Source organism: Pseudomonas sp. GR 6-02, from assembly GCF_001655615.1.
In the GTDB taxonomy this organism is placed as follows: domain Bacteria; phylum Pseudomonadota; class Gammaproteobacteria; order Pseudomonadales; family Pseudomonadaceae; genus Aquipseudomonas.
This window is the reverse complement of the sequence record NZ_CP011567.1, coordinates 6352434-6374827: the sequence shown is the minus strand read 5'-3', so window position 1 is coordinate 6374827 and position 22394 is coordinate 6352434. Positions and strand designations below refer to the sequence as shown.

At 61.6% G+C, this 22394-nt stretch carries 18 protein-coding genes; 6 read left to right on the top strand and 12 right to left on the bottom strand.

Translation table 11 applies throughout. The features are described from left to right. Window positions 1-9: 9 nt before the first annotated feature. From PGR6_RS28400 to tssA, 12 genes are all read right to left on the bottom strand, one after another. Entirely contained in the window at window positions 10-444 is a 435-nt protein-coding gene (locus PGR6_RS28400) for a DcrB-related protein (protein WP_052967849.1), read from the bottom strand. A gap of 18 nt (window positions 445-462) precedes the next feature. After that, window positions 463-2400, bottom strand: a complete 1938-nt coding sequence (locus PGR6_RS28395) for a type VI secretion system Vgr family protein (protein WP_018927409.1) — start codon at window positions 2398-2400, stop codon at window positions 463-465. A 48-nt stretch (window positions 2401-2448) separates the two neighbouring features. Beyond that, a complete protein-coding gene (gene tssH / locus PGR6_RS28390) occupies window positions 2449-5127 on the bottom strand; it encodes a type VI secretion system ATPase TssH (protein ID WP_018927410.1) in 2679 nt (892 codons plus the stop codon). Further along, window positions 5120-6172 (bottom strand): type VI secretion system baseplate subunit TssG, encoded by a 1053-nt coding sequence (gene tssG, locus PGR6_RS28385; RefSeq protein WP_064621135.1) that lies wholly within the window; start codon window positions 6170-6172, stop codon window positions 5120-5122. Before tssG ends, tssH begins: the two co-directional genes overlap by 8 nt. After that, window positions 6136-7995 (bottom strand): type VI secretion system baseplate subunit TssF, encoded by a 1860-nt coding sequence (gene tssF, locus PGR6_RS28380; protein ID WP_064621134.1) that lies wholly within the window; start codon window positions 7993-7995, stop codon window positions 6136-6138. Before tssF ends, tssG begins: the two co-directional genes overlap by 37 nt. After that, the gene (gene tssE, locus PGR6_RS28375; protein WP_018927413.1) at window positions 7992-8504 is read right to left on the bottom strand and encodes a type VI secretion system baseplate subunit TssE; all 513 of its coding nucleotides are present in this window, start codon (window positions 8502-8504) and stop codon (window positions 7992-7994) included. Before tssE ends, tssF begins: the two co-directional genes overlap by 4 nt. Further along, window positions 8498-8923: a hypothetical protein gene (locus tag PGR6_RS28370; RefSeq protein ID WP_019650056.1), complete on the bottom strand. Its 426-nt coding sequence runs from the start codon at window positions 8921-8923 to the stop codon at window positions 8498-8500. Before PGR6_RS28370 ends, tssE begins: the two co-directional genes overlap by 7 nt. After that, window positions 8923-9375, bottom strand: coding sequence for a type VI secretion system amidase effector protein Tae4 (locus tag PGR6_RS28365; RefSeq protein ID WP_018927415.1), 453 nt, complete (start codon window positions 9373-9375; stop codon window positions 8923-8925). Before PGR6_RS28365 ends, PGR6_RS28370 begins: the two co-directional genes overlap by 1 nt. Window positions 9376-9457: 82 nt before the next feature. Then, on the bottom strand, window positions 9458-9946 hold the full coding sequence (locus PGR6_RS28360) for an Hcp family type VI secretion system effector (protein WP_018927416.1): 489 nt from the start codon (window positions 9944-9946) through the stop codon (window positions 9458-9460). Window positions 9947-10032: 86 nt separating this feature from the next. After that, a complete protein-coding gene (tssC, locus tag PGR6_RS28355) occupies window positions 10033-11526 on the bottom strand; it encodes a type VI secretion system contractile sheath large subunit (protein ID WP_018927417.1) in 1494 nt (497 codons plus the stop codon). 15 nt (window positions 11527-11541) lie between these two features. Beyond that, a complete protein-coding gene (gene tssB / locus PGR6_RS28350) occupies window positions 11542-12051 on the bottom strand; it encodes a type VI secretion system contractile sheath small subunit (protein WP_007894500.1) in 510 nt (169 codons plus the stop codon). Between the two features lie 80 nt (window positions 12052-12131). Further along, window positions 12132-13163: a type VI secretion system protein TssA gene (gene tssA / locus PGR6_RS28345; RefSeq protein WP_064621133.1), complete on the bottom strand. Its 1032-nt coding sequence runs from the start codon at window positions 13161-13163 to the stop codon at window positions 12132-12134. Between the two features lie 404 nt (window positions 13164-13567). Here tssA and tagH point away from each other — a divergent pair, with 404 nt between their 5' ends. The 6 genes from tagH (at window position 13568) to tagF (ending at window position 22383) form a co-directional block, all read left to right on the top strand. Next, entirely contained in the window at window positions 13568-15001 is a 1434-nt protein-coding gene (gene tagH, locus PGR6_RS28340; RefSeq protein WP_064621132.1) for a type VI secretion system-associated FHA domain protein TagH, read from the top strand. 75 nt (window positions 15002-15076) lie between these two features. Then, complete coding sequence (tssJ, locus tag PGR6_RS28335) at window positions 15077-15583, top strand: type VI secretion system lipoprotein TssJ (RefSeq protein WP_018927420.1); 507 nt, start codon at window positions 15077-15079, stop codon at window positions 15581-15583. Between the two features lie 16 nt (window positions 15584-15599). Continuing rightward, a complete protein-coding gene (gene tssK, locus PGR6_RS28330) occupies window positions 15600-16934 on the top strand; it encodes a type VI secretion system baseplate subunit TssK (protein ID WP_018927421.1) in 1335 nt (444 codons plus the stop codon). A gap of 6 nt (window positions 16935-16940) precedes the next feature. After that, on the top strand, window positions 16941-18239 hold the full coding sequence (locus tag PGR6_RS28325) for a DotU family type VI secretion system protein (RefSeq protein ID WP_018927422.1): 1299 nt from the start codon (window positions 16941-16943) through the stop codon (window positions 18237-18239). After that, window positions 18236-21736, top strand: a complete 3501-nt coding sequence (gene tssM / locus PGR6_RS28320) for a type VI secretion system membrane subunit TssM (RefSeq protein ID WP_064621131.1) — start codon at window positions 18236-18238, stop codon at window positions 21734-21736. The genes PGR6_RS28325 and tssM overlap by 4 nt, the downstream gene beginning before the upstream one ends. Next, the gene (gene tagF, locus PGR6_RS28315) at window positions 21733-22383 is read left to right on the top strand and encodes a type VI secretion system-associated protein TagF (protein ID WP_064621130.1); all 651 of its coding nucleotides are present in this window, start codon (window positions 21733-21735) and stop codon (window positions 22381-22383) included. The genes tssM and tagF overlap by 4 nt, the downstream gene beginning before the upstream one ends. The last annotated feature ends 11 nt before the right edge of the window (window positions 22384-22394 follow it).

Here is a 22394-nt window from a genome sequence, read left to right as displayed (position 1 = left end):
GGGTGCTCATCAGGCCGGAACGTCGAACAACAGCGAACTCTTGATGGTTGCCCAATGCGCGGCTTCGGCATCGCCGAGTTTTTCCGCCTTCACGTAGCTCAGGGCGAGCATTTTACGGGTGCCGGGCAATACCAGCGCCAATTGATACTGGAAAACTTTGTCGTTGCCCTTGTTGAACTGGCTGCGCAACTCGATGCCTTCGACCTCCTGGCTGGCGCCCAGGCGCACGGCGACGCCCGGCTGAAAACGCAAGTCCTGCACTTGTTTTTCCAGGCGCTTGAGCTGGTCGTCGAAGTTGCTTTGCAGGGTTTCGCCCTCGGCCAGCAAGCTGCGGCTGACAATCAGCGAGGTGCCCAGTTCGGGGAACTTGAGGATGTTGATCGTCGCGTCTTGCAGCTCGCCTGCCGGCAGCTGGAACTGGAACTCATTGATGCGGTAAGTCATGGCGCTTGAATCTCGTGGTTAGCCCTTGGGCTTGGGGAATGCGGCATTGATATTGGCGTCGATGCTGGCCTTGACGCCCTGGCCGTCAGGCGTGGCGCCAGGGCCGCCGCCGTTGTTCAGGTGCAGCACGCCGCCGGTGTTGATCTCGGCGTCACCGCTGGCATAGAAGCTGATTTGCACGCCGGTCAGGTTGATCTGGCCGCTGGCATTGAGCTCCAGGATGCTTTCGCCGCACACCAGCCGCAGGTTTTCGCCCACTTCGATGACGTAGCTCTGGCTGATGCTGTCGGTCTTGCGCTGGCCCACCGACAGAATGTCTTCCTGCTTGACGATGCGCAGGCGGTTGTTGCCGATGGTCACCGTCTCGTTATGCCCGATGCTTTTGTTGCGGTCGTGGCCCACCGAGTGGCTTTCATCCACCTCGACCACGATGTCCTGATTGCGCTCGGCATGGATGTACAACTGCTCGGCGCCTTTTTTGTCTTCCATGCGGATTTCGTTGAAATTGGCCGGCGAGCCGCCCTTGCTCGAACGGCTTTTCATGCCGCTCTGGGTAGCGTTTTCCGGCAAGTCGTAGGGCACGGTCTGTTCGGCGTTGTAGACGCGGCCGGTGATGATCGGCCGATCCGGGTCGCCTTCGAGGAAGCTGACGATGACTTCCTGGCCGATTCGTGGGATCTGCATCGAGCCCCAGTTTTTTCCGGCCCAGGATTGCGACACGCGAATCCAGCATGAACTGTTTTCGTTGGATTGGTCGTGACGGTCCCAGTAGAAGTGCACCTTCACCCGGCCGAACTGGTCGGTCCAGATTTCCTCGCCCTTGGGGCCGACCACCAGTGCGGTCTGCGGGCCTTTGACGATTGGGCGGTGGGTGTTGGGCAGGGGGCGATAGCTTTGTTGTGCATCTATGCAGGTCAGGCTGCTTTCGAACTGCGCCGAAGCCACGCCACCGCTGGTTTCCAGGCTTTCCTGGTCAATGTGGTAGCGGGCGCCGACGATCAGGTATTCGCGGTTCTGGTCCTGGCGGCTGAAGCCGGTGAGGCTGAACAAATGACCCGACCCCAGGCCTCGGGCGTTGCCGGCCAGCTCGACCTGTTCGTGCAGGGTCTGCAAGGCTTCGATACGGGTACGTGCGTAGTGTTCGCCGTCTTCGCTTTGCACATAGGTGCCGGGGTAGTCGTACAGCGGATAATCGCCGGCGGTGTGCGGACGGGGCATGGCCGAGCGCACGTCAATCCGCGCGCCAGGGCGCTGGAAGTCATAGTCGTTGAGTTCCAGCGAGCCCGGCTGGACTTGCTGGGCCAGGTGCCAATCGTAGATGTGATCGCGTTCGCGCTGCTGCTCATTCTTGGGGTAGTAGGGCACCGAGGCATAGCCGGGCACGTTGGCATGGGCGCCGTAGGCATCGGCCAGCACCAGCACATGACGACCCTGTTCATGGCGGAAGAAGTAGTAGATTCCTTCCTGTTCCATCAGGCGGCTGACGAAGTCGAAGCTGGTTTCGCGATACTGCACGCAGTATTCCCACTCGCGATAGGGCCGGCTCAGGGTATCTTCGAAATCCGAGAAACCCAGGTCACGAAACACCTGCTTGATGATCTGCGGGATGGTCAGGTTCTGGAAAATCCGGCAATCGGACGTGCGGGTCAACAGCCATAGCCAGGGCCGCAGCGTGACCTGGTAACTGGCGAACTGGCCCTGGTCGACGTTCTGGCTGCAACGGGCAACGATGCCATGGAAATGACGCTCGCCACCGCCGTCCAGTTGCAGGCTCAGGCACATGGGTTTGCCGAGCAACTGGTTGAGGTCGATGGCGTTGTCCAGCGAGTGCAGCTGCAACTCATAGTTGAACAGCCGCCCCAATTCTTCGTCTCCGCCCATGTCCTTGAGCAACAGCACATCCGGCCCCAGGGGGCTGGTGATCTTTGCCAGGCGTGAGAGTTGCTTGAATAGCATCAGTTATCCCTTGTCACTGCTCGGTTCCTTCCTACTGAGGAGGACCGCTTAGGCGGCGTCACTGAAGTCGTAGTGCAATTCGTTATCCCGGGCGCTGATCCGTACCCCTGCCAGCGCTTTGCCTTCGAGCATGCGAGTGAGGAATTCGCGGCTCATGTCCGGTAGCAGGCTGTTGGTCAGAATGGTGTCGATCATCCGCCCGCCGCTTTCGGTTTCGGTGCAACGGGAGACGATCAGGTCGATCACCGCGTCGTCGTAATCGAAGGCCACCTTGTGGGTGTTCTCCACGCGCTTCTTGATGCGGTTGAGCTGCAGGCGGGTAATGGCCTTGAGCATCTCGTCGCTGAGCGGGTAGTACGGAATGGTCACCAGCCGGCCCAGCAAGGCCGGCGGGAAAATCTCCAGCAGTGGTTGGCGCAGGGCCTTGGCGATTTCTTCGGGCTCCGGCACGTTTTGCGGGTCTTTGCAGACCTGGGCAATCAGCTCGGTGCCAGCGTTGGTGGTCAGCAGAATCAAGGTGTTCTTGAAGTCGATCACCCGGCCTTCGCCGTCCTCCATCACACCTTTGTCGAAGACCTGGAAGAAGATCTCGTGCACATCCGGGTGAGCCTTTTCCACCTCGTCCAGCAGTACCACGCTGTAGGGTTTACGCCGCACGGCTTCGGTCAGCACGCCGCCTTCGCCATAGCCGATGTAGCCCGGTGGCGCGCCCTTGAGGGTGGACACCGTGTGAGCTTCCTGGAATTCACTCATGTTGATGGTGATGACGTTTTGCTCGCCGCCGTACATGGCTTCGGCCAGGGCCAGGGCGGTTTCGGTCTTGCCCACGCCGGAGGTGCCGGCGAGCATGAATACCCCGATCGGCTTGCTCGGGTTGTCGAGGCCGGCGCGGGAGGTCTGGATGCGTTTGGCGATCATCTGCAAGGCGTGGTCCTGGCCGATGATGCGTTTTTTCAGGTGCAGGTCGAGGTTGAGCACGGTTTCCAGTTCGTTACGGGCCATGCGGCCCACCGGAATCCCGGTCCAGTCGGCGACCACCGAGGCCACGGCCTGGTAATCGACCGTCGGCAGAATCAACGGGGTTTCGCCTTGCAGGGCGCTGAGACGCTGTTGCAGGTCCACCAGCTTTTCGCGCAAGGCGTGGCTGGTCTCGCTGCCGTCCTCGCTGTCCACCACGCCGACGCGTTCACGCAGGGTGGCGCGGGTGGCGAGCAATTCGTCTACCAGGGTTTTCTCTTCGGCCCAGCGACTTTCCAGCTCGGCGAGGCGTTCGCGTTCGGCACTCAGCAGGTTTTCACTTTGGGTTTGGCGGGCGCCGATGACGATGCCGATGGCGTGCTCGCGGGCGATGATCTGCAGCTCGGTTTCCAACGCCTCGATGCGCCGACGGCTGTCGTCCACTTCGGCCGGCACGGCGTGCAGGCTGATGGCAACGCGGGCGCAGGCGGTGTCCAGCAGGCTCACGGATTTGTCCGGCAACTGGCGCGCGGGGATGTAGCGATGGGACAGTTTGACCGAGGCTTCCAGGGCTTCGTCGAGGATCTGCACCTGATGGTGTTTTTCCATGGTCGAGGCCACGCCGCGCATCATCAGCAGCGCCTTGTCTTCCGACGGTTCGGCGACTTGCACCACCTGAAAGCGGCGGGTCAGGGCCGGATCTTTTTCGATATGCTTTTTGTACTCGGCCCAGGTCGTGGCGGCCACGGTGCGCAGGGTACCCCGGGCCAGGGCCGGCTTGAGCAGGTTGGCCGCGTCCCCGGTGCCGGCGGCGCCACCGGCACCTACCAGGGTGTGGGCTTCGTCGATAAACAGGATGATCGGTTTTGGTGAGGCCTGGACGTCTTCGATGACTTGGCGCAGGCGCTGTTCGAATTCACCTTTCATGCTCGCGCCGGCCTGCAACAGGCCGACGTCCAGGCTGCGCAGTTCCACATCCTTGAGCGCCGGCGGCACGTCACCGGCGACGATGCGCAGGGCAAAACCTTCGACCACGGCGGTTTTACCGACGCCGGCTTCACCGGTCAGAATCGGGTTGTTCTGCCGACGACGCATGAGGATGTCTACCAATTGGCGGATCTCTTCGTCACGGCCGACGATCGGGTCAAGCTTGCCACTGCGCGCTTGTTCGGTGAGGTCGACGGTAAAACGCTTGAGCGCTTCCTGCTTGCCCATGGCACTTGGGGCCATGGCGCCACTGGCTTCACCGGGCACGCTGCCGGCGTTGAAACCATCGCTGGCGCTGAGTGCATTTTCCGGCGAGTCGCCGACGTACTCGTCAAAACGCTCGCTCAGGGCCTCGACCTTGATCTTGTCGAACTCTGCCGACAGTCCCAGTAATCCATGGCGCAGGCTTGGGGTCTTGAGGATGCCCAGCACCAGATAACCGGTACGCACCTGGCTTTCGCCGAACATCAGGCTGCCGTAGACCCAGCCACGCTCCACGGCTTCTTCCACATGGGAAGACAAGTCAGTGATTGACGTCGAGCCTCGTGGCAAACGGTCCAGGGCGTCGGTCAGGTCCCGGGCCAGGCGCGCCGGCTCGATATTGAACTGGCGGATGAGTCGGTGCAGGTCCGAATCCTGCAATTGCAGCAACTGATGAAACCAGTGGGCCAGTTCCACATAAGGGTTACCGCGCAACTTGCAGAACACGGTGGCGGCTTCGATGGCTTTGTAGGCCACGCTGTTGAGTTTGCCGAACAACGCGGCGCGACTGATTTCACCCATGCTCTTGGCTCCTTGAGATCTGTGAGGTGTTGGCTTGCTCGGCGTAATGCCGGGCCAGTATTAAGTCCTTGGCATCTTTTGCGGGCTTGCCCACCCAGGTATTGAACCCCAGGCGGAAGCGGCCATTGAGTTGCAGCGTCGGCACTTCGGGCTGTTTCAGAACCAGGTTCAGATCCCAGTCCAGTTCATGGCCCAGGTATTCGGCCACCCAGGCCACCAGCTCATTGAAGGATGGGCTGCCGGGCAACATGCTCATGTAGTCGTCCAGCTTGAGCGGCCCCAGGCGAATGCGGAATTTGTGCTGGCGATCCCAGACGCAGCGGCCCAGGCAAAAATCCACGCCCAATTGATGGGCGCTGACGCCCACGCGGCTGCGCTCCGGCAGCACCAGCCATTGGCCGACGTACTCTTCGATCTCCACCGGCAGGCCGAAGTACTCGCTGATGATTGCCTTCAAACCGTCGGGATAGCGGGTTTGTGCCGACAGATGACCGCTGTAATGCAGCTTCGCCGTGTCGGGTATCAGGCCTTGTTTGAGCAGGCTCGGCATGCCTCGACCGCTCAGCGCTGCCAGACGTGCCGACCAGTAGTCATCGTCCGGGCGATCATGGCTGACTGTCGGTCGCGCTTCGGCCCATGCCCGGTAAAACAGGCTCAGCAGGCGATGGTGGAATACATCCAGAAAGCGTTTGCTGGTGCTGTCGGCGTTGTTGCGCTGGCGTTCACGCACATACTCGGTGAGGTGCAGCGGCAACGGGCCGTTGGGGCCGCCGAGGCCAAAAAAGAATTGTTCCAGACGTGCCGGCGAACCGTCGATGCCCGGCTGTACCGAGGCCAGGGTCGAGGGGGCGAAGGTGCAATCGGCTTGTTGCCCAAGGCGCAAGGGGTCATCGGCCAGGCGCAACGAATGACCCAGGCGCGGAAGCTCAGGCGATTCGCACTCGATGCGCCGTAATGCCTGGAAGAAGTCGTATTCCCAGGGCTCCTGGTGCATCGCGTCCAGGGTATTCACAGGGTCGGACGACGTCCGGGTTTGGCTTTCCATCGCATGATCTCGCCGCGCTCGGTGGTACGGATCACCGTCTCGGTAAAACTGTTGATCGACACGTAACGTGCCAGGAAGCGCTCGAACACTGCACCGAGCAAAAAGACGCCCGTGCCACGAAACGCGTTCTCATCGAATTCCAGGGTGATCTCCAGACCGCGGCCAAACACGATCGGGCCCGGCATTGGCAAACGTCGGGTGCAGGCCTTGCTGCTGACTTCGCGCAGGCCTTCGATCTGCAATTGCAAGGCTGCATCGTTGTCGTCGCCATACAGGCGCAGCAGCTCGCGCAGGGCGGCGGCGCCCTGGCCTTGCTCGCTGAGGGACAAGTAATTGAGCGAAAGCTGGCTGATCAACCGCCAGGCCTTGGCGTCGTGGGCATGGCTGGCGCGTGGGCGGCTCGGGCCGGCCACGCAGCGTACCGCGGCTACCGGTGCGCTGTCGGCCAGGGTGAAGTCGGTCTTGTTGTTGCCCACGCTCATGAACAGGGGCAGGTCGCGGTTGGTGCACAACGCCGTTACGCCCAATTGGCGCAGGTCGTGACGATAGGGCGCCTGCTGGCTGTCCACCAGACTGACGAAGGTTTCGCTGCCGATGTAAGTCGAACGTGGGCCGTTGCGCCGCTGGCCGCTGGAGAGCATGCGGGGTTCGCGCCGCACCGTGTAATACGCCTGATCGCGGCCGTAGCGAGACGGATCGCGGACGGCGTAGAACGGCAAAAAAGGCTGTTCCGACCCGGTGCCATGGCCGGTGAGGGCGGTCAGGGAATGAATCTCGAAATCCATCGGCCGGGTACGGTCGGCGATCACATGGTGTTCATTCACCCGTTCCGACAAGTGGATGCGATCCAGGCGCTTGGGAAACAAGTTGATTGCCGGGGTGCAGAACGGCAGGAACTGTGCGGCACCGACACTGCCTTCCAGGCTCGGATCGTGACGGTCGAACAGCACGATCAATTCCAGCTCCTGGCCCTGGCAGCGTTTGACCGCCCGGCTCAACCCGGTGAAGTCGACAAACAGAAAGCGGCGGGGCAGGGCGAAGTATTCCTGCAACAGGCGATAGCCCTGGAAGGCTCGCGACACCACGGGCAGCGCGGCGTCGGTATCGTCGAACCCCACGGAGCGCAGTGCATCCTGGGGCAGGCGTTCTACCCAATCGCCGCCGGGCTGACGGGCGAAGACGGCGCAGGCGTTACCCAGCAACTGTTCGTAGAGGCGAAAGGGTTGTTCGTCGGCGCCGTTGAGGTACAGCGGCAGGTTGTCCAGGGCCAGACTGTTGAACGGCAGTTCGGCACCGGTGCGCAGGGTCAGGCGCAGGCCAGCCTTGGCCTTGGGGGCACTGGCGGCCAGGCGCCCGAGCACGGCGGACGGGTTGCCGAAGTACTCGGCCTGGCTGACCTGCAATGGCCACAACGTCACCGCATGGGCGGAGCGGTACTCACAGCAGGTTTGGCTTTCGCGACCCAGGGCTGCGCGCAGAACCGTATCCCGGGGCAACGGGAAGCCGCTGCTCAGTGAGCCTTCATCGGGGTCTGCCTGAAATTGCACCACGGTCATCGACGGTGTTGGCGCCAGGTAATGGGGGTACGCGATTTCCAGCAGGTTGTGGGTGAAGGTCGGGTATTCGGCATCGAGCTTGAGCTGTACCCGCGCCGTCAGGTAGGCGAACCCTTCCAGTAAGCGCTCGACGTACGGATCGGCGCAGTCCATGCCGGACAACGTCAGCCGACTGGCGATTTTCGGGTATTCCTGGGCGAACTCCGCCGCGCTTTCGCGCACGTGGTGCAATTCCTGGTTGTACAGTTCCAGCAGGCGCGGGTTCATGAGTGTCTCCGCTGGTCGGCGTTGACCACTCGCACATGGCCGGATTCCAGGTCCAGGTCGGTTTGCAGCATCAGGCGCAGCGGCACTGGCTGCGCCCAGAGATCGCCTTCGATCTCGAAACTCAGGGCGTTGTGATTCATCTCGGCGGATGCCCGGGCCCGCACGCGCAGGGTATGGCGCAGAATTCGCGGCTCGAACGTGGCGATGGCCTGGTGGATCAGTGCTTCAAGCGCCGCGATATCGACGTTCGATGCACTGTTGCCGGCCAGGGCTGGCAGCCCGAAGTTGACCACCGAAGTGCCGGCCGGTGTGTGCAGCGTCGCATCGGCGCTGAGCAATGAAGTGGTGTTGAGCAGCCACGCCAGGTCCCGCAACACCGAGGCTTTGAGTTGGGTCAGGGACAGCACGCGCTTGTCGGCGCTTTCCTTGAGGTTGCCTGGGTCGTCGTCGGTCAACCGATCCAGCAGGGACGGTTGCAGGCGATCACGGGTGGCGATGTCGGTTACCACGTAAATGGCGCTACATACATTTTTTGGTCCCCTCCCGTGCCGCAGGACGCAAACGTGTTGACCGCTCCCGCCTCCAGCCCTCCCGGGATCTGGCGGATAGCCTGCATTTTGCTGAGGCAGTCGCGGCTGGGCGCAGGCATGTGCTCGCTGCGCCAGACCGAAAATATCGGGATGTTGTTGAACGTTTCTACGCGCAGTTGCTGTTGTTTATTCAGGCTGAAGCTGCAAGGCCATTCCATGTCCAGCTTCATGCGACTCTGGTCGGGTTTGACCAGCGTGCATTGACCCTGGTCGTCAATCAGGCTGAGTTGCTGCCCAACAAAGACGGCCTGGGTTGTTGGCATCTGGGCATGTTCGGCGCATGCGCTCAGGCTGGTCAGGCTTATCGCCAGGCACATGGCGAGCCGGTGATTTTTCATTATGCGAGCTCCCAGAACCAGACAGCTCTGGACCTGTAAAAGAGGTCGCCGGTTTGGGTCAGGCCCCGATTCCATAGATCAATATGATCGCCAGTACGATTGTCCGCCGACTCCCCTGACTGCTGGAAACAGTCCTTGAAGAAGATAAGCCCGGTCTTGCCCATCAACGTGCGACGCTCCTCGGCGCTGTTACCCAGAATGGTTGGCCGCCCCAGATGATGCTTCCACAACCAGTTCGCCAGCGACTCGGCACCCCGGGCGTGCTCATGTGCACACTTGGGTTCGGTATAGGTGGATTTGTTGACCTTGATGGTCAGCTCTGCATTGAGTGTCGCGCTCATGCGGATAGCACACTGGTTTTCCCAAGGGCCCTCACAGGGCTTGGCGTCAGGATACGTAACCAGAAGGTCGGAATAGGCTTTCCACAAATTGACAAACGAAGGCTTGGCCATGACTCAGACACCGGATGGGAAAGGATTGGATTCGAGCAAGCACCAAAATGCCCCCGGCGCATAACGACGGGGGCACGTTCGATTACACCTTGACGTTCTGGCGGATGTTCCAGCCGAACTTGATCGGCCCGCCTTCCTTGGTGCCGTCGGCTTTTTGCGGCTGGTAGTCCACCAGCACCTTGGCGAAGTTCAGGGTGACGTTTTCAGTCAGACGATCATCGCTGCCCGAGCCGCCGGTGCTCAGGGAACTGATCAGCACTTCTTCCAGGTTGATGATCATGTACTCGACCTGGCTTTCGCCGCCGGCCTTGCGCACGGTCAGCTTGACCTTGTCGATGTGCTTGCCGCTGGCGCAGTGCATCATCAGGTTGGGTGTAGCCTTGTCGACGTACTTGGTCAGCGACAGGTCCTGGACGTTCACCTTGCCGGCTCCGCCGCCGCCGCCCACGTGCATATTGCCGGACTGAGACATGCCCCAGCTCCAGTTCAAGACGTCGATTTCGTCCTTGTGGGCCTTGTCCATGGACTCGCCCTTGATGTCGCCGATCTTGATGAAAATATCAACAGCCATGTTCTCTCCCTGTGTGGTGTCTACCACGTTGTGTTTTTCTGATCGTTCCCACGCTGAGCGTGGGAACGATCACATCAAGGGCGGTGTTACGCGCCTTTGGCCGAAGGCAGCTTGGATACCAGGCGCAGTGACACAGTCAGACCTTCGAGCTGATAGTGCGGGCGCAGGTAGAACCGGGAGTTGTAATACCCCGGGTTGCCTTCCACCTCTTCGACAATCACTTCGGCCGCCGCCAATGGGTGCTGGGCCTTGGTGGTTTCGGTGGAGTGCGCTGGGTCACCGTCGACGTAGTTGAGGATCCAGTCCTGCAACCAGCGCTGCATTTCGTCCTTCTCTTTGAAGGAGCCGATCTTGTCGCGCACGATGCACTTCAAGTAATGGGCGAAACGGCAGGTGGCGAACAGGTAGGGCAGGCGCGCAGCCAGGTTGGCGTTGGCGGTAGCATCCGGGTCGTCGTACTCGGCCGGCTTTTGCAGCGACTGGGCGCCGATGAACGCGGCGAAGTCGGTGTTTTTCTTGTGCAGCAGCGGCATGAAACCGTTCTTCGCCAGTTCCGCTTCACGGCGGTCCGAAATGGCGATTTCGGTCGGGCACTTCATGTCCACGCCACCGTCGTCGGTCGGGAAGGTGTGCGCCGGCAGGTTCTCCACTTCACCACCAGACTCCACGCCACGAATGCGCGAGCACCAGCCAAAGTGTTTGAACGAGCGGTTGATGTTCACCGCCATCGCGTAAGCGGCGTTGGCCCAGGTGTACTTGGAGCTGTCGGCGCCGTCGGTGTTTTCTTCGAAGGCGAAGGCTTCCACCGGGTCGGTCTTGGCACCGTACGGCAGGCGTGCCAGGAAGCGCGGCATGGTCAGGCCGATGTAACGCGAGTCTTCCGATTCACGCAGCGAGCGCCAGCCGGCATATTCCGGGGTGGTGAAGATTTTGGTCAGATCGCGCGGGTTCGACAGTTCCTGCCACGAGCCCATGCCCATCACGGTCGGCGATGCGGCGGCAATGAATGGTGCGTGCATGGCGGCGCAGACTTTCGACAGTTCGCCCAGCAATTCGACATCCGGCGGCGACTGGTCGAAGTAGTAATCGCCCACCAGGCAGCCGTAAGGTTCGCCGCCGAACTGGCCGTATTCTTCTTCGTACATCTTTTTGAAGATCGGGCTCTGGTCCCATGCGGTGCCCTTGAATTTCTTCAGGGTCTTGTGCAGGTCGGTCTTGGAGATGTTGAGCACGCGGATCTTGAGCTGCTCGTCGCTCTCGGTGTTGTTGACCAGGTAGTGCAAGCCACGCCAGGCGCTTTCCAGTTGCTGGAACTCCGGGTGATGGATGACCTGGTTGACCTGGGCGGTGAGCTTGGCGTCGATGGCGGCGATGATCGACTCGATCGACTTGATGGCGTCGTTGGACACCAGGTCGGTCTGCGCCAGGGCCTGCTCGGCCAGGGTGCGCACGGCGGTCTCGACGGCTTCACGGGCGCGTTCGGTCTTGGGTTTGAATTCTTGCAGCAGCAGGGAGGCGAACTCGCTGGCTTCTTCGGTGGTGCCCAGTGTCTGGGCGCTTGCGCGTACTGGATCGGTCATGATCATTCGTCCTGATTAAGCCTGAGGCTCGGCGGGCTTGGGCGCACTGGCAAGTGCCTGGAGCAGCGCCGGATCCTTGATGGCCTTCATGATGATTTCTTCGGCACCGGTCTTGCCGTCCATGTAGGTCAGCAGGTTGGCCAATTGAGTGCGCGCTTCGAGCAGCTTGTTTAGCGAGTCGACTTTGCGCGCCACGGCGGCCGGGCTGAAGTCGTCCATGCTTTCAAAGGTGATGTCCAGGCTCAGGTTGCCTTCGCCGGTCAGCTCGTTGGGCACGTGGAACGCAACGCGTGGCTGCATGGCCTTGAGGCGGGAGTCGAAGTTGTCCACATCCACTTCAAGGAACTTGCGATCGGCCACAGGTGCCAGAGGCTCGGCGGGCTTGCCGGCGAGGTCAGCCATAACGCCCATTACGAAGGGCAACTGGACCTTTTTCTCGGCGCCGTAAAGCTCGACGTCGTACTCGATCTGCACTCGAGGCGCACGGTTGCGCGCGATGAATTTCTGAGAACTTTGCTTCGCCACGTTGCTGCTCCTGGTCGCTCAAGCGACGGTGTTGGCGTCATCGGCGGTGCCGGTGACGTGACTGCGTGATCCGTACGCTTTTATTCGCTGTCTGGTCCGCGCAGGTTTTCAAATTGGCTGATGCCGTCGGGAATCAGGTTGCGCACGATCGCCGCGAAGTCGGCGTGCACCAGATTCTTTGCCCGATTCAACAGCACCGGCAGGGGGCTGGAGGGCTCGTGACGGGTGTAATACGCAAGAATCCGGTCCAGGCTGCGCAGCACGTCGTCACGGTTGTTGATTTCGCCGCTGCTGGCGTTGGCGTTGCGCGGCGCGCTTGGCGCGGTGGGGTATTCAACCGGCGCGGCACTGTCGTCGCTGATGGCATCGGGCTGGGGGCTGTCGCCGCTCTGCGGGGCGAACTGGCCGAGAATCTGCAAGGCCATTTTGAGCGGTTGCTTCAATGGGCCAAGGTCAACGCCCTGGGCGGAGCCGACTTGTTCGCTGACGTGTTGCTCGATGGTCTCGGCGGCGCTGCGGGCCTCGTGCAAGGCTTTGCGGATGATGTCCAACTGTTCGGGATCGCTGTCGAGGAACGCTCCGGCGAGTTGTTCGGCGCCGAGGTTTTCGTCAGGGAAGCTTTGCAGACCGCTGGCGTTGGCGGCGGCGCGCAGGCTGACAGCGCCAAAGGTTCGCGAACGGGCCAGGATGCTTTCGCGCAGCAGGCGAATGGTGGCATCGGACGCCAGGCCGGCGAGGGCATTGATGCGCACGGTGGGATCGTTGTCGTCTTCGGCATCCAGGCGTGGATGCAGGTCGGCCCAGTATTGCTTGAGCAATTCGCTGATCAGCGTCAGGACGCGGGCCAGGCCGGGGACACCTTCCAGGGCAAGGGAACTTTGCAAAAGGAAATGGGTGATACGCAGGTCTTTGCTGCGTTGCAACAAATCCAGGCTTTGCTGCTGGATGCTGCGCCATTCAGGCGGTTCGGCAGGCAATATCGAATCGCCCATGCTGCGCTCGGGCTGGCCTTGGGAATCGCGTTCCAGGCGCAAAAAGTCAGCGTCGTATTCCAGATCTTCGCCACAAGGCGAAGTCGCGGAAACGGCGGCGAGCAGCAAAGGCACTTCCACTGAAATTGATCTCCCTATCGCCCGCGACAGAAACGGGCAGTTCACACGTTAGTTCCAAGTGGAACTTCGCATGTTTCCTTGTGTGTAATGGCCCTTTGGATCCTCTGTGATCTTAAAGTGCCATCACTGTATTCAAGAAAGTTGTTCATTTTTGGTGTAGTACTTATGGCTTGTCAAGGTAAGCTATTTCTCCTGTGTGACAGATGTGAGGTGCTTAACAACCCTCGCGACCGGTAGGTCCAAGAAGGTACTGACGCAGATTTTTTGTCACGTAAACCGGTTAAGATCAGCAAATGTGCTGGTAAAAAGCTGTTTTTTAGGTTGTTTGCAAGGTTTGTCGGCGAGCTTCGCGGGGATTGATCCCTTCATTCGCCGGCGCGCAAAGTGTGCAGCAAGGAGGCAAGATGCCGCTGTGTTTGACTATCACTAGTTATCACAAGATTACCCCTGGTCAATGCTCTGAAAAATCCATGGATCAGGGAGTAATGGCAATTGGCCGTAATTCTGATAATGACTGGGTATTGCCCGATCCAGAGCGCTTGGTTTCCGGAAAGCATTGCGTTATTCAATATAAAGATGGCCGGTATTATTTAACCGATAACAGCACTAATGGTGTGGAATTGGTTAAGGCCGGCATTCGTCTGCGCAAAGGAAACAGCGAGCCATTGCAAGATGGGGAAGTTATCCGCATAGGTGATTATGAAATCCAGGCGCGTATCGATTTCAATCTGCCGGTGACTGACAACAACCCTTTTGCCGATTCGTCCAACAGCTTCGAGGCTCTGATGGGGCGTCAGGGCGCCGGCGTGGCTACGCCGACATCGTCGCCCATGACACCACCTGCACATTTCCAGGGTGTGTCGGCCATGGACACGCTGCCGGACTTGTTCGACTTTCTGGCACCGACCACCGTCCCGCCGGCCACCCAGTCCGACCATGTCCCGGCTGAGCAGCACGACTTCCGCCCACCGACCCCGATCCCCAACCCGACGCCCATGGCCGAGCCTGTGCCGCTGGCGTCGGCCCCAGCCCCAGCGCCGGTGATTCCGGAAGATTGGGACCTGTTCAGCGACAAGCCCGCGCCAGTGGCGGTTGCCCCCCTGCCTGTCGCCCCCTTGCCTGTTGCAGAAGTTGCGCCACCACCCGTACCTCAAATCAGCGTACCGATCGAGCCGGCACCCCTGCGCGAACCGCCCGTGGCTATCGTTGAGCCCCCGGTCAATCCGGTCAGCCCGGTCGACCATTCGCAACCCGACCTGTTACGAGCCTTTCTGCGCGGCGCCGGGCTGGATCAAGTGCGCCTGGAAAAGGCCCAGGCCGAAGCGCAGATGGAAAGCATAGGCCGCAGTTATCGATTGATGGTCGAAGGCCTGATCGATGTCTTGCGCGCCCGCAGCAGCCTCAAGGGCGAGTTTCGCATTCAGCAGACGATGATTCAGCCGGTGGAAAACAACCCGCTGAAATTCGCTCCCAACGTCGATGAGGCCTTGCTGCTGCTGTTGCGCCACACCAATCAGGCGTTCATGGCGCCGGACCTGGCGGTGCGCGACAGCTTCGATGACTTGCGTGCCCACCAGTTGGCGGTGATGGCCGGTGTGGAAGCGGCGATCAAGCATCTGCTGGCGCGTTTCGAGCCGGCACAACTGGAAGAGCGCATGGGCAAGCCCGGTGGCCTGTCGAGCATTTTCAATGGTTCACGACAGGCCCAGTACTGGCAGCAGTTCACCGAGCTCTACAGCAATATTTCCCGTGAGGCCCAGGAGGATTTCCAGGACCTGTTCGGTCGGGAATTCAGCCGTGCCTACGAAGAACACAGTACCAGGCAACGCCGCCGCTGAGCGTGGCCGTTGCATAACGGCATTCAGAGCAAAGAACGGAACAACGGATAGCTGAAACGTCATTGAGGACGCAGGATGATTCACAGGTTTTTACTCGCAGTCGCCACCGCGCTTCTGCTGACCGCGTGTGCCAAGGAGGCCACCAAACCCCAGCCCGAAGAGGCTGAGGCCGACACGGCCGCCGTCGAGTTGCACTTTCACGCCATCGCCGGGCTCAACCCCGGAGCCACTGGGCAGCCGGCCCCGGTCCGGGTGCGCATTTTCGAATTGAAGAATGCTGCCACCTTCGGTCGTTCCGATTATTTCGCACTGGCCGAACGAGCCCAGGCGACGCTCGGTGCGGATCTGATCGACCAGGACGAAGTGCTGATCCAGCCTGGCCAGCAGTTGAGTCTGCAGCGTGACCTCGATCCGGCCACCCGCCATATCGGCGTGCTGGTGGGGTATCGCGAGCTGGATCAGTCGCTGTGGCGCACGGTGATGAACGTCCCGCCGCGCCAATACACCGAATACCAGATCAGCCTCGACGTGCGAGCCGTGCGCAGCGCCGTCGCGGTTCCCCCATCCAGCCCTGCCCAATAAACAATCGGAGCCCCCCATGTCCTGGAACAATCGCGTGGTCTGGTCGGAAGGCATGTTCATTGGAACGCAGCACTTCCAGCAGCATGACCGTTACCTGGAGAATCTCATCGACGCCCGGAGTCGCCCATTGTCGGCCGGTGCCTGGGGGTTTTCTGAGTTGCTGATCGACCAGGGCCTGCTGGCCCAGGGCAAACTGGCGATCATCTCGGCGCGGGGCCTGTTGCCAGACGGCACGCCATTCAACATTCCCCAGGATGACCTGGCGCCGAGCCCGCTGAATATCGATGACAACCTGCGCGATGGTTTGGTGTACCTGGCCTTGCCGCTCAAGCGCGCCGGCGCGCGTGACACCGTTGACGAAGGCGAGGCCCTGGGTGCTGCGCGCTATGTGAGTCAGGTGCGCGAAGTGCGGGACGACAACGCGCCGTTCGAAAACCAGGCCCCGGTGGCCGTGGGGTCGAGGGCACTGCGATTATTGGTCGCCCGGGATGGCATCAGCGACTACGCGGCCATCGGCCTGGTGCGAATCAAGGAGAAACGCGCCGACCGCGCCTTGGTGCTCGATGACACTTACATCCCGCCGCTGCTGGATGTGGTCGCCTCCACGCCCTTGGCTGCGTTTCGCAACGAGCTACTGGGCCTGCTTCATCAACGCGGAGAAGCGCTCGCTGGGCGGGTGGTGGCGTCCGGTGCCGGCGGTGCTTCGGAGATTGCCGATTTCATGCTGCTGCAACTGGTCAACCGTGCTCAGCCGTTGATCCAGCACTTGAGCCACTTGAGCCCTTTGCATCCCGAGCGCTTCTACAGCGAGTTGGTGAGCCTGGCCGGGGAATTCTCGACTTTTACCGCTTCCGGGCGGCGACCGCAGGAATTCCCGCAGTACCAGCATGATGACCTCGCGCTGAGCTTTGCGCCGGTGATGCAAGCCCTGCGTGAAGCGCTGTCGATGCTGATCGACAGCAAGGCCACGCCGATTCCGATCGTCGAAAAAGCCTATGGCATTCATGTGGCCATGCTGGCTGACAAGACCCTGCTCGACAACGCCAGTTTTATTCTGGTGGTGCGCGCCGATGTACCTGCCGAGACCCTGCGCAGCCGCTTCGGCCTGCAGAGCAAAATCGGCTCGGTGGAACACATTCGCGACATGGTCAACCTGCAATTGCCGGGCATCGGTCTGCTGCCGCTGCCGGTGGCGCCACGGCAGATTCCCTATCACGCCGGCTCCACCTATTACGAACTCGACCGGGGCAGCGAGCATTGGCAACAACTGGCCAACTCCGGCGGTTTTGCGTTCCACATCGCGGGTCAGTTCCCGGGGTTGAACCTGGCTTTCTGGGCGATCCGAGGATAAACCGCGATGAATAACGACGATCGTACCCAGTTCATGCCGACACCCGGTGGCCGTGGCGCCGAGCCGGCCCGCCCGGACCCTGGCCGCGCCCAGCCCGCGCCACTGTCGATGCCGGCCGCGCCGCTGTTGACCGGCAAAGCCGAAGGTCTCAACCCCCTGGAGAGCGCCGCGGGCCCGCTGCTGGCTTTGCTGACCCGCTTGCGCAACACCATTGCCCACCCGGCACCGGCGAGTCTGCGGGCGCAACTACTGGCCTACCTGCGCCAGTTCGAGGAGCGCGCCGAGGCCGCCGGCGTGGTGCGCAACGATGTGTTGCTGGCCCGTTACGCCTTGTGCACCGCCCTGGATGAAGCGGTGTTGAGTACGCCGTGGGGTGGCACCGGCGACTGGGGCAAGCAGAGCCTGCTGATCACCGTGCACAACGAGGCCTGGGGCGGCGAGAAGGTGTTCCAGCTATTGGAACATTGCCTGCAAAGCCCCCGCGAACGTTTGTATCTGTTGGAGCTGTTGTACCTGTGCATGTGCCTGGGTTTCGAAGGGCGTTATCGGGTCATGAATGATGGTCGCAGCCAACTGGAGGCGTTGCGTGAGCGCACCAGTGCGGTTATCCGCAGCGCCCGTGGCGAATATGAGCGTGAACTGTCGCCCCATTGGCGCGGCGTGACCGTGGCGCGCGATCGACTGGCGCAATTCATGCCGCCATGGATCGCGGTGGCCATCGGTGTGGCGTTGCTGCTGGCCCTGGTGTTCGGCCTGCGCTTGAAACTGGCCGCCGATGCCGAGCCGGTGTTTAAAAACATTCATGCGCTGGGCGAGATCCCGGTGCAGGCCATCGACCGTCCGGTGGTGCAGCCGAAACTGGTCGAGCGGCCACGCTTGGCCGGTTTTCTCGCTGATGAAATCAAGGCCGGCCGGGTGGCCGTGGAAGATGCCGTTGACCGTTCAGTGGTGACCATCCGTGGCGATGAGCTGTTCGCCTCGGGCAGCGCCAGTATCGTCGACAATTTCCAGCCGCTGATGCTGCGCATCGCCGATGCCATTCGCAAGGTCAAGGGGCAGGTCCGGGTGACCGGTCACAGTGACAATCGCCCGATTGCCACCTTGAGGTTTCCATCGAACTGGGCGTTGTCCGAGGCACGGGCCACTTCGGTGCTGCAAATCCTTTCGGCCAAGACCGGCCAGCCCGAGCGCTTCAGCGCCGAAGGCCGCAGCGACACCGAACCGTTGGCCTCGAACGCTACGACCGAGGGCCGCGCACGCAATCGTCGGGTCGAAATCACAGTGTTGGCGGAGGGGGTCGAGTGAAGGCGTTTTTCAGTTTTATGACCCGCTGGGTCATTCCGTTGCTGGGGCTGATCGCCCTGAGCCTGATCATCTGGTTTGTCGGGCCGCTGCTTGAACTCCTGGTGCCCGAAGGCCGGCGCTGGACGCTGATCATTCTGGTATTCGCGGTGTGGATCGCCTATCGAGTGTTTCGCATCATCCAGGCCCGCCGTCAGGCCGCCGAAGTCATGCGCAGTCTGGCGGCGCAAACCCCGCCGGACCCGACCAGCATCGCTACGGCCGAAGAGCTCGAAACCCTGCGTCAACGTATGGACGAAGCCCTGACGCTGTTGAAGAAAGCCAAGCTGGGCGGCGACGAACGACGCAATCTCTACGAATTGCCGTGGTACGTGATCATCGGCCCGCCGGGTTCGGGCAAGACCACGGCGCTGGTCAACTCCGGTCTGCATTTTCCGTTGGCCGCGCAGTTGGGCGCCGGTGCGGTGCGCGGCGTCGGCGGTACGCGTAATTGTGATTGGTGGTTTACCGACCAGGCTGTGCTGCTCGACACCGCAGGCCGCTACACCACTCAGGACAGCGACGCGACGGTCGACAAGGCAGCATGGCTGGGCTTTCTGGGGCTGTTGAAAAAACAGCGGGCCCGTCGCCCGATCGACGGTGCATTTATCGCCATCAGCCTCTCCGACCTGTTGCTGGGCAGCGATGCCGAACGCGCCGCCCATGCCGCTGCGATACGCCTGCGCATTCAGGAGCTGTACACCCAACTGGGCGTGCGCTTCCCGATCTACCTGATGCTGACCAAGCTCGATCTGGTGCCTGGGTTCATGGAGTATTTCGACACCCTGAGCAAGGAAGAGCGAGCCCAGGTCTGGGGCATGACCTTCGCTCTGGATGACGGCAAAAGCAATGACAGCCCGCTGGCCCATCTGCAAAGCGAATTCGCCGGTCTGGAGCAACGCCTGAACGATCGGCTGGTGGAGCGCTTGCAGCAGGAACGCGACCCGGCGCGGCGCGATCTGATCTACGGTTTTCCACAGCAGTTCGGCGCGTTGAAGGATTGCCTGCAAAGCTTCCTTGAGGGCGTGTTCAAACCCAACGCCTTTGAAGAGCGGGCGCTGTTGCGCGGGGTGTATTTCACCAGCGGCACCCAGGAAGGCAGCCCGATTGACCGGCTGATCGGCTCCATGGCCCAGAGCATGAACCTGGACCGCCAGCACCTGGTGCGCCAGAACGGCACCGGGCGCAGTTACTTCATCGAAAAGCTCTTCAGCGCCGTGGCCTTTGCCGAGCGTGGGCTGGTGGGTGTCAATCCGAAAGTCGAACGTCGACGCAAGTGGATCGCCCAGGGCGTGCTGGCCTCGACCGTAGCCTTGGTGCTGGTGGTCGGGACCTTGTGGTGGGTCAGCTACCGCGCCAATCAGGCGTATATCGCGCAAGTCGATCAGAAAGTCGTGCCCCTGGGCCAGGCCGTGCAGAACCTCAGCCCGGCCCAGCGGGACGTGCTCGCCGTGTTGCCCTTGCTCAACGCAGTGAAGCACTTGGCCGATGATGCGCCGAACTGGGCCGAAGGCCTGGGTCTATATCAGGGCGACATGCTTGAAGCCGAGTCCGGCAGCGTTTATCGCAAGCTGTTGATCGCGGTCTTCGCACCGCGCTTGCTCACGCGTATCGAGGAGCAACTGCACGGCGGCGGCAATTCGGACTTCCTTTACGAAGGCTTGAAGGCCTACCTGATGCTCGCCGACAGTGAGCATTACGATGCTGATTTCATCAAGGCGTGGATCGCCCTGGACTGGGACCGCAGCCTGCCGCGCGACTTGCCGGCCGAGCAGCGCGTAGCCCTCGGTGAGCACTTGCAGGCGCTGTTCGAACGCCATCCGCCCACTGCGCGTCTCGACCCACGCCTGATCGACGATTTACGCCGGCAGTTGCAACAGCTGCCGGTGGCCCAGCGTGTCTACGACCGGATCAAACGGCAGAAACTGCCGGACGGCATTGCGGACTTTCGTCTTAACGAAGCGGCCGGGCGCGATGCTGCGCTGGTGTTCAGCCGCAAGAGCGGCAAGCCGCTGGGCGACCCCTTGAGTGGCTTCTTCACGGCCAAGGGTTACCGCCAAGGGTTTTTGCTCACCAGCCTGAACCAGACCGGCACCTTGGCCGAGGAGCAGTGGGTGCTCGGTCGCGATCAGGCAGAACAACAGAACGTCGCCAGCCTGGCTGCCGATGTACGCCGTTTGTATTTCCAGGATTACCAGCGCCAGTGGGACGCCTTGTTGGCTGATATCGACTTCGTGCCGATCACCAGCGTGGCCCAGGCCGCCGATGTGCTGCGGGTGATTTCCGGGCCGACTTCACCGTTGAAAAAACTGCTGGTGGCGGTGGCGAAGGAAACCGACCTGCAACAGGAAGAACGCGTGCTGGCCGCCAAGGGCGCGCCGGTGGAGGGCGGGGTCGACAAGCTCAAAGAGCGCTTGGGCACTTTGCTCGGCCAGGAGCAGGCGATGCAAAACACGCCTGAGGCCAGTGACGATCCAGTCACCGCGCATTTTGCCGAACTCAACCGCATCGTCAGCAAGAACGAAGGCGAGCCGGCAGCCATCGACGGCCTGCTGGCCGACATGAACGCCCTGTATGTGCAGGTCAGCGCCATGGTCGGTGCCAGCGGCGACGCCTTGCTTGGCGAAGCCAAGAACCAGGCCGCAGCGGCGGCGACGCGGGTCAGCCTCAACGCCGAGCGTCAACCGGCGTTGGTGCAGGGCCTGGTCAAGTCGGTGGTCAACTCCACCACCAACAGCATGATGGGTGGAGTACGCAATCAACTGAACGCGGCCTGGACCAGCGAAGTGGTGAACATCTATCGCCAGTCCCTGGCCGGGCGTTATCCGATGTCGCCAGGCAGTGCACGGGACGCGACTCTCGACGACTTCGGTCAGTTCTTCGGCGTGGGCGGGGTGATGGACAACTACTTCCGCAAATACCTGCAGCCCTACGTGGATACCTCGACCCAGGCCTGGCGCTGGCAACCGGGCGCCGCGCAGAAGCTCGGCATCGCCCCGGGCGTGCTGCAAACCTTCCAGCGGGCAGCGACCATCCGGGATGCGTTTTTCCGTTCCGGCGGTACCCAACCGATGGTGCGCTTCGAACTCAAGCCCGTGGCCATGGATTCCACCATCACCCAGTTTTTGCTCGACCTCGACGGCCAGCAATTGAGCTACGACCACGGACCTAGCCGTCCGACCGCCATGCAATGGCCCAACCCCGGCAGCATCGGTGTGGTGCGGATCTCGATCATGCCGCCCACGGCCAGCGGTCGGTCCGGCATCACCCTGGACGGGCCCTGGGCCTGGTTCCGCCTGCTCGAGCAATCGGACCTCACCGCCGGCAACTCGCCGGACCGCTTCAACCTGCGGCTGCGGGTCGACGGCGCCAGTGCCTCTTATGAGCTACGGGCCAACAGCGCCTTCAACCCGTTCAAGAGCCGTGTGCTCAGCGGTTTCAGCCTGCCGGAGCGCTTATGAGCACGCCGGGCTTCTATGGAAAGTTGGCCAGTCGCGGGGACTTTGTCAGCCGTGGCTTGCCGCAGAGTTTTATCGGCCCTTGGGATTCGTGGCTGGCGGCGGGGTTGCTCGCCAGCCAGAGCCTTGGCGACCGTTGGCTGAATGCCTATCTGGTCAGTCCGCTGTGGCGCTTTATGGTTGCGCCCGGTGTGTGTGGGCCGCAGGCCGCCGTGGGGGTGGTGATGCCGAGCATTGATCGGGTTGGCCGGTATTTTCCGCTGACCGTCGCGGTGCTGCTGGATCACGACGCTGATCCTGCGTCGGTGATAGGCGGTTCGGATATCTGGTTTGAACAGGTCGAGCAATTGCTGTTGAGCACCTTGAACGTGGAGGCAAGCTTCGAGGCCTTCGGTGCAGGACTGGAGGCGCTGGGCAGCCCGGCTTATCTGCGACGCACCCCGAGCGGCCGTTTTGCCGGTTTGCACCGCTTTGATGTCACTGATCCGCAGGCGCGAATGATCGCCCTCGCCGAACAGGCCTGCGAAGGGGCCAGTGTGTGGTGGGGCCAGGGTTCGGAGCGCATCGCCCCCGGTTTATTGCGGTGCCAGGGCCTGCCGGCCGCCGCTGATTTTGCGCAATTTTTGCTCGGCCAAGAAGGTGTTGTGTAGATGTGTTCAAA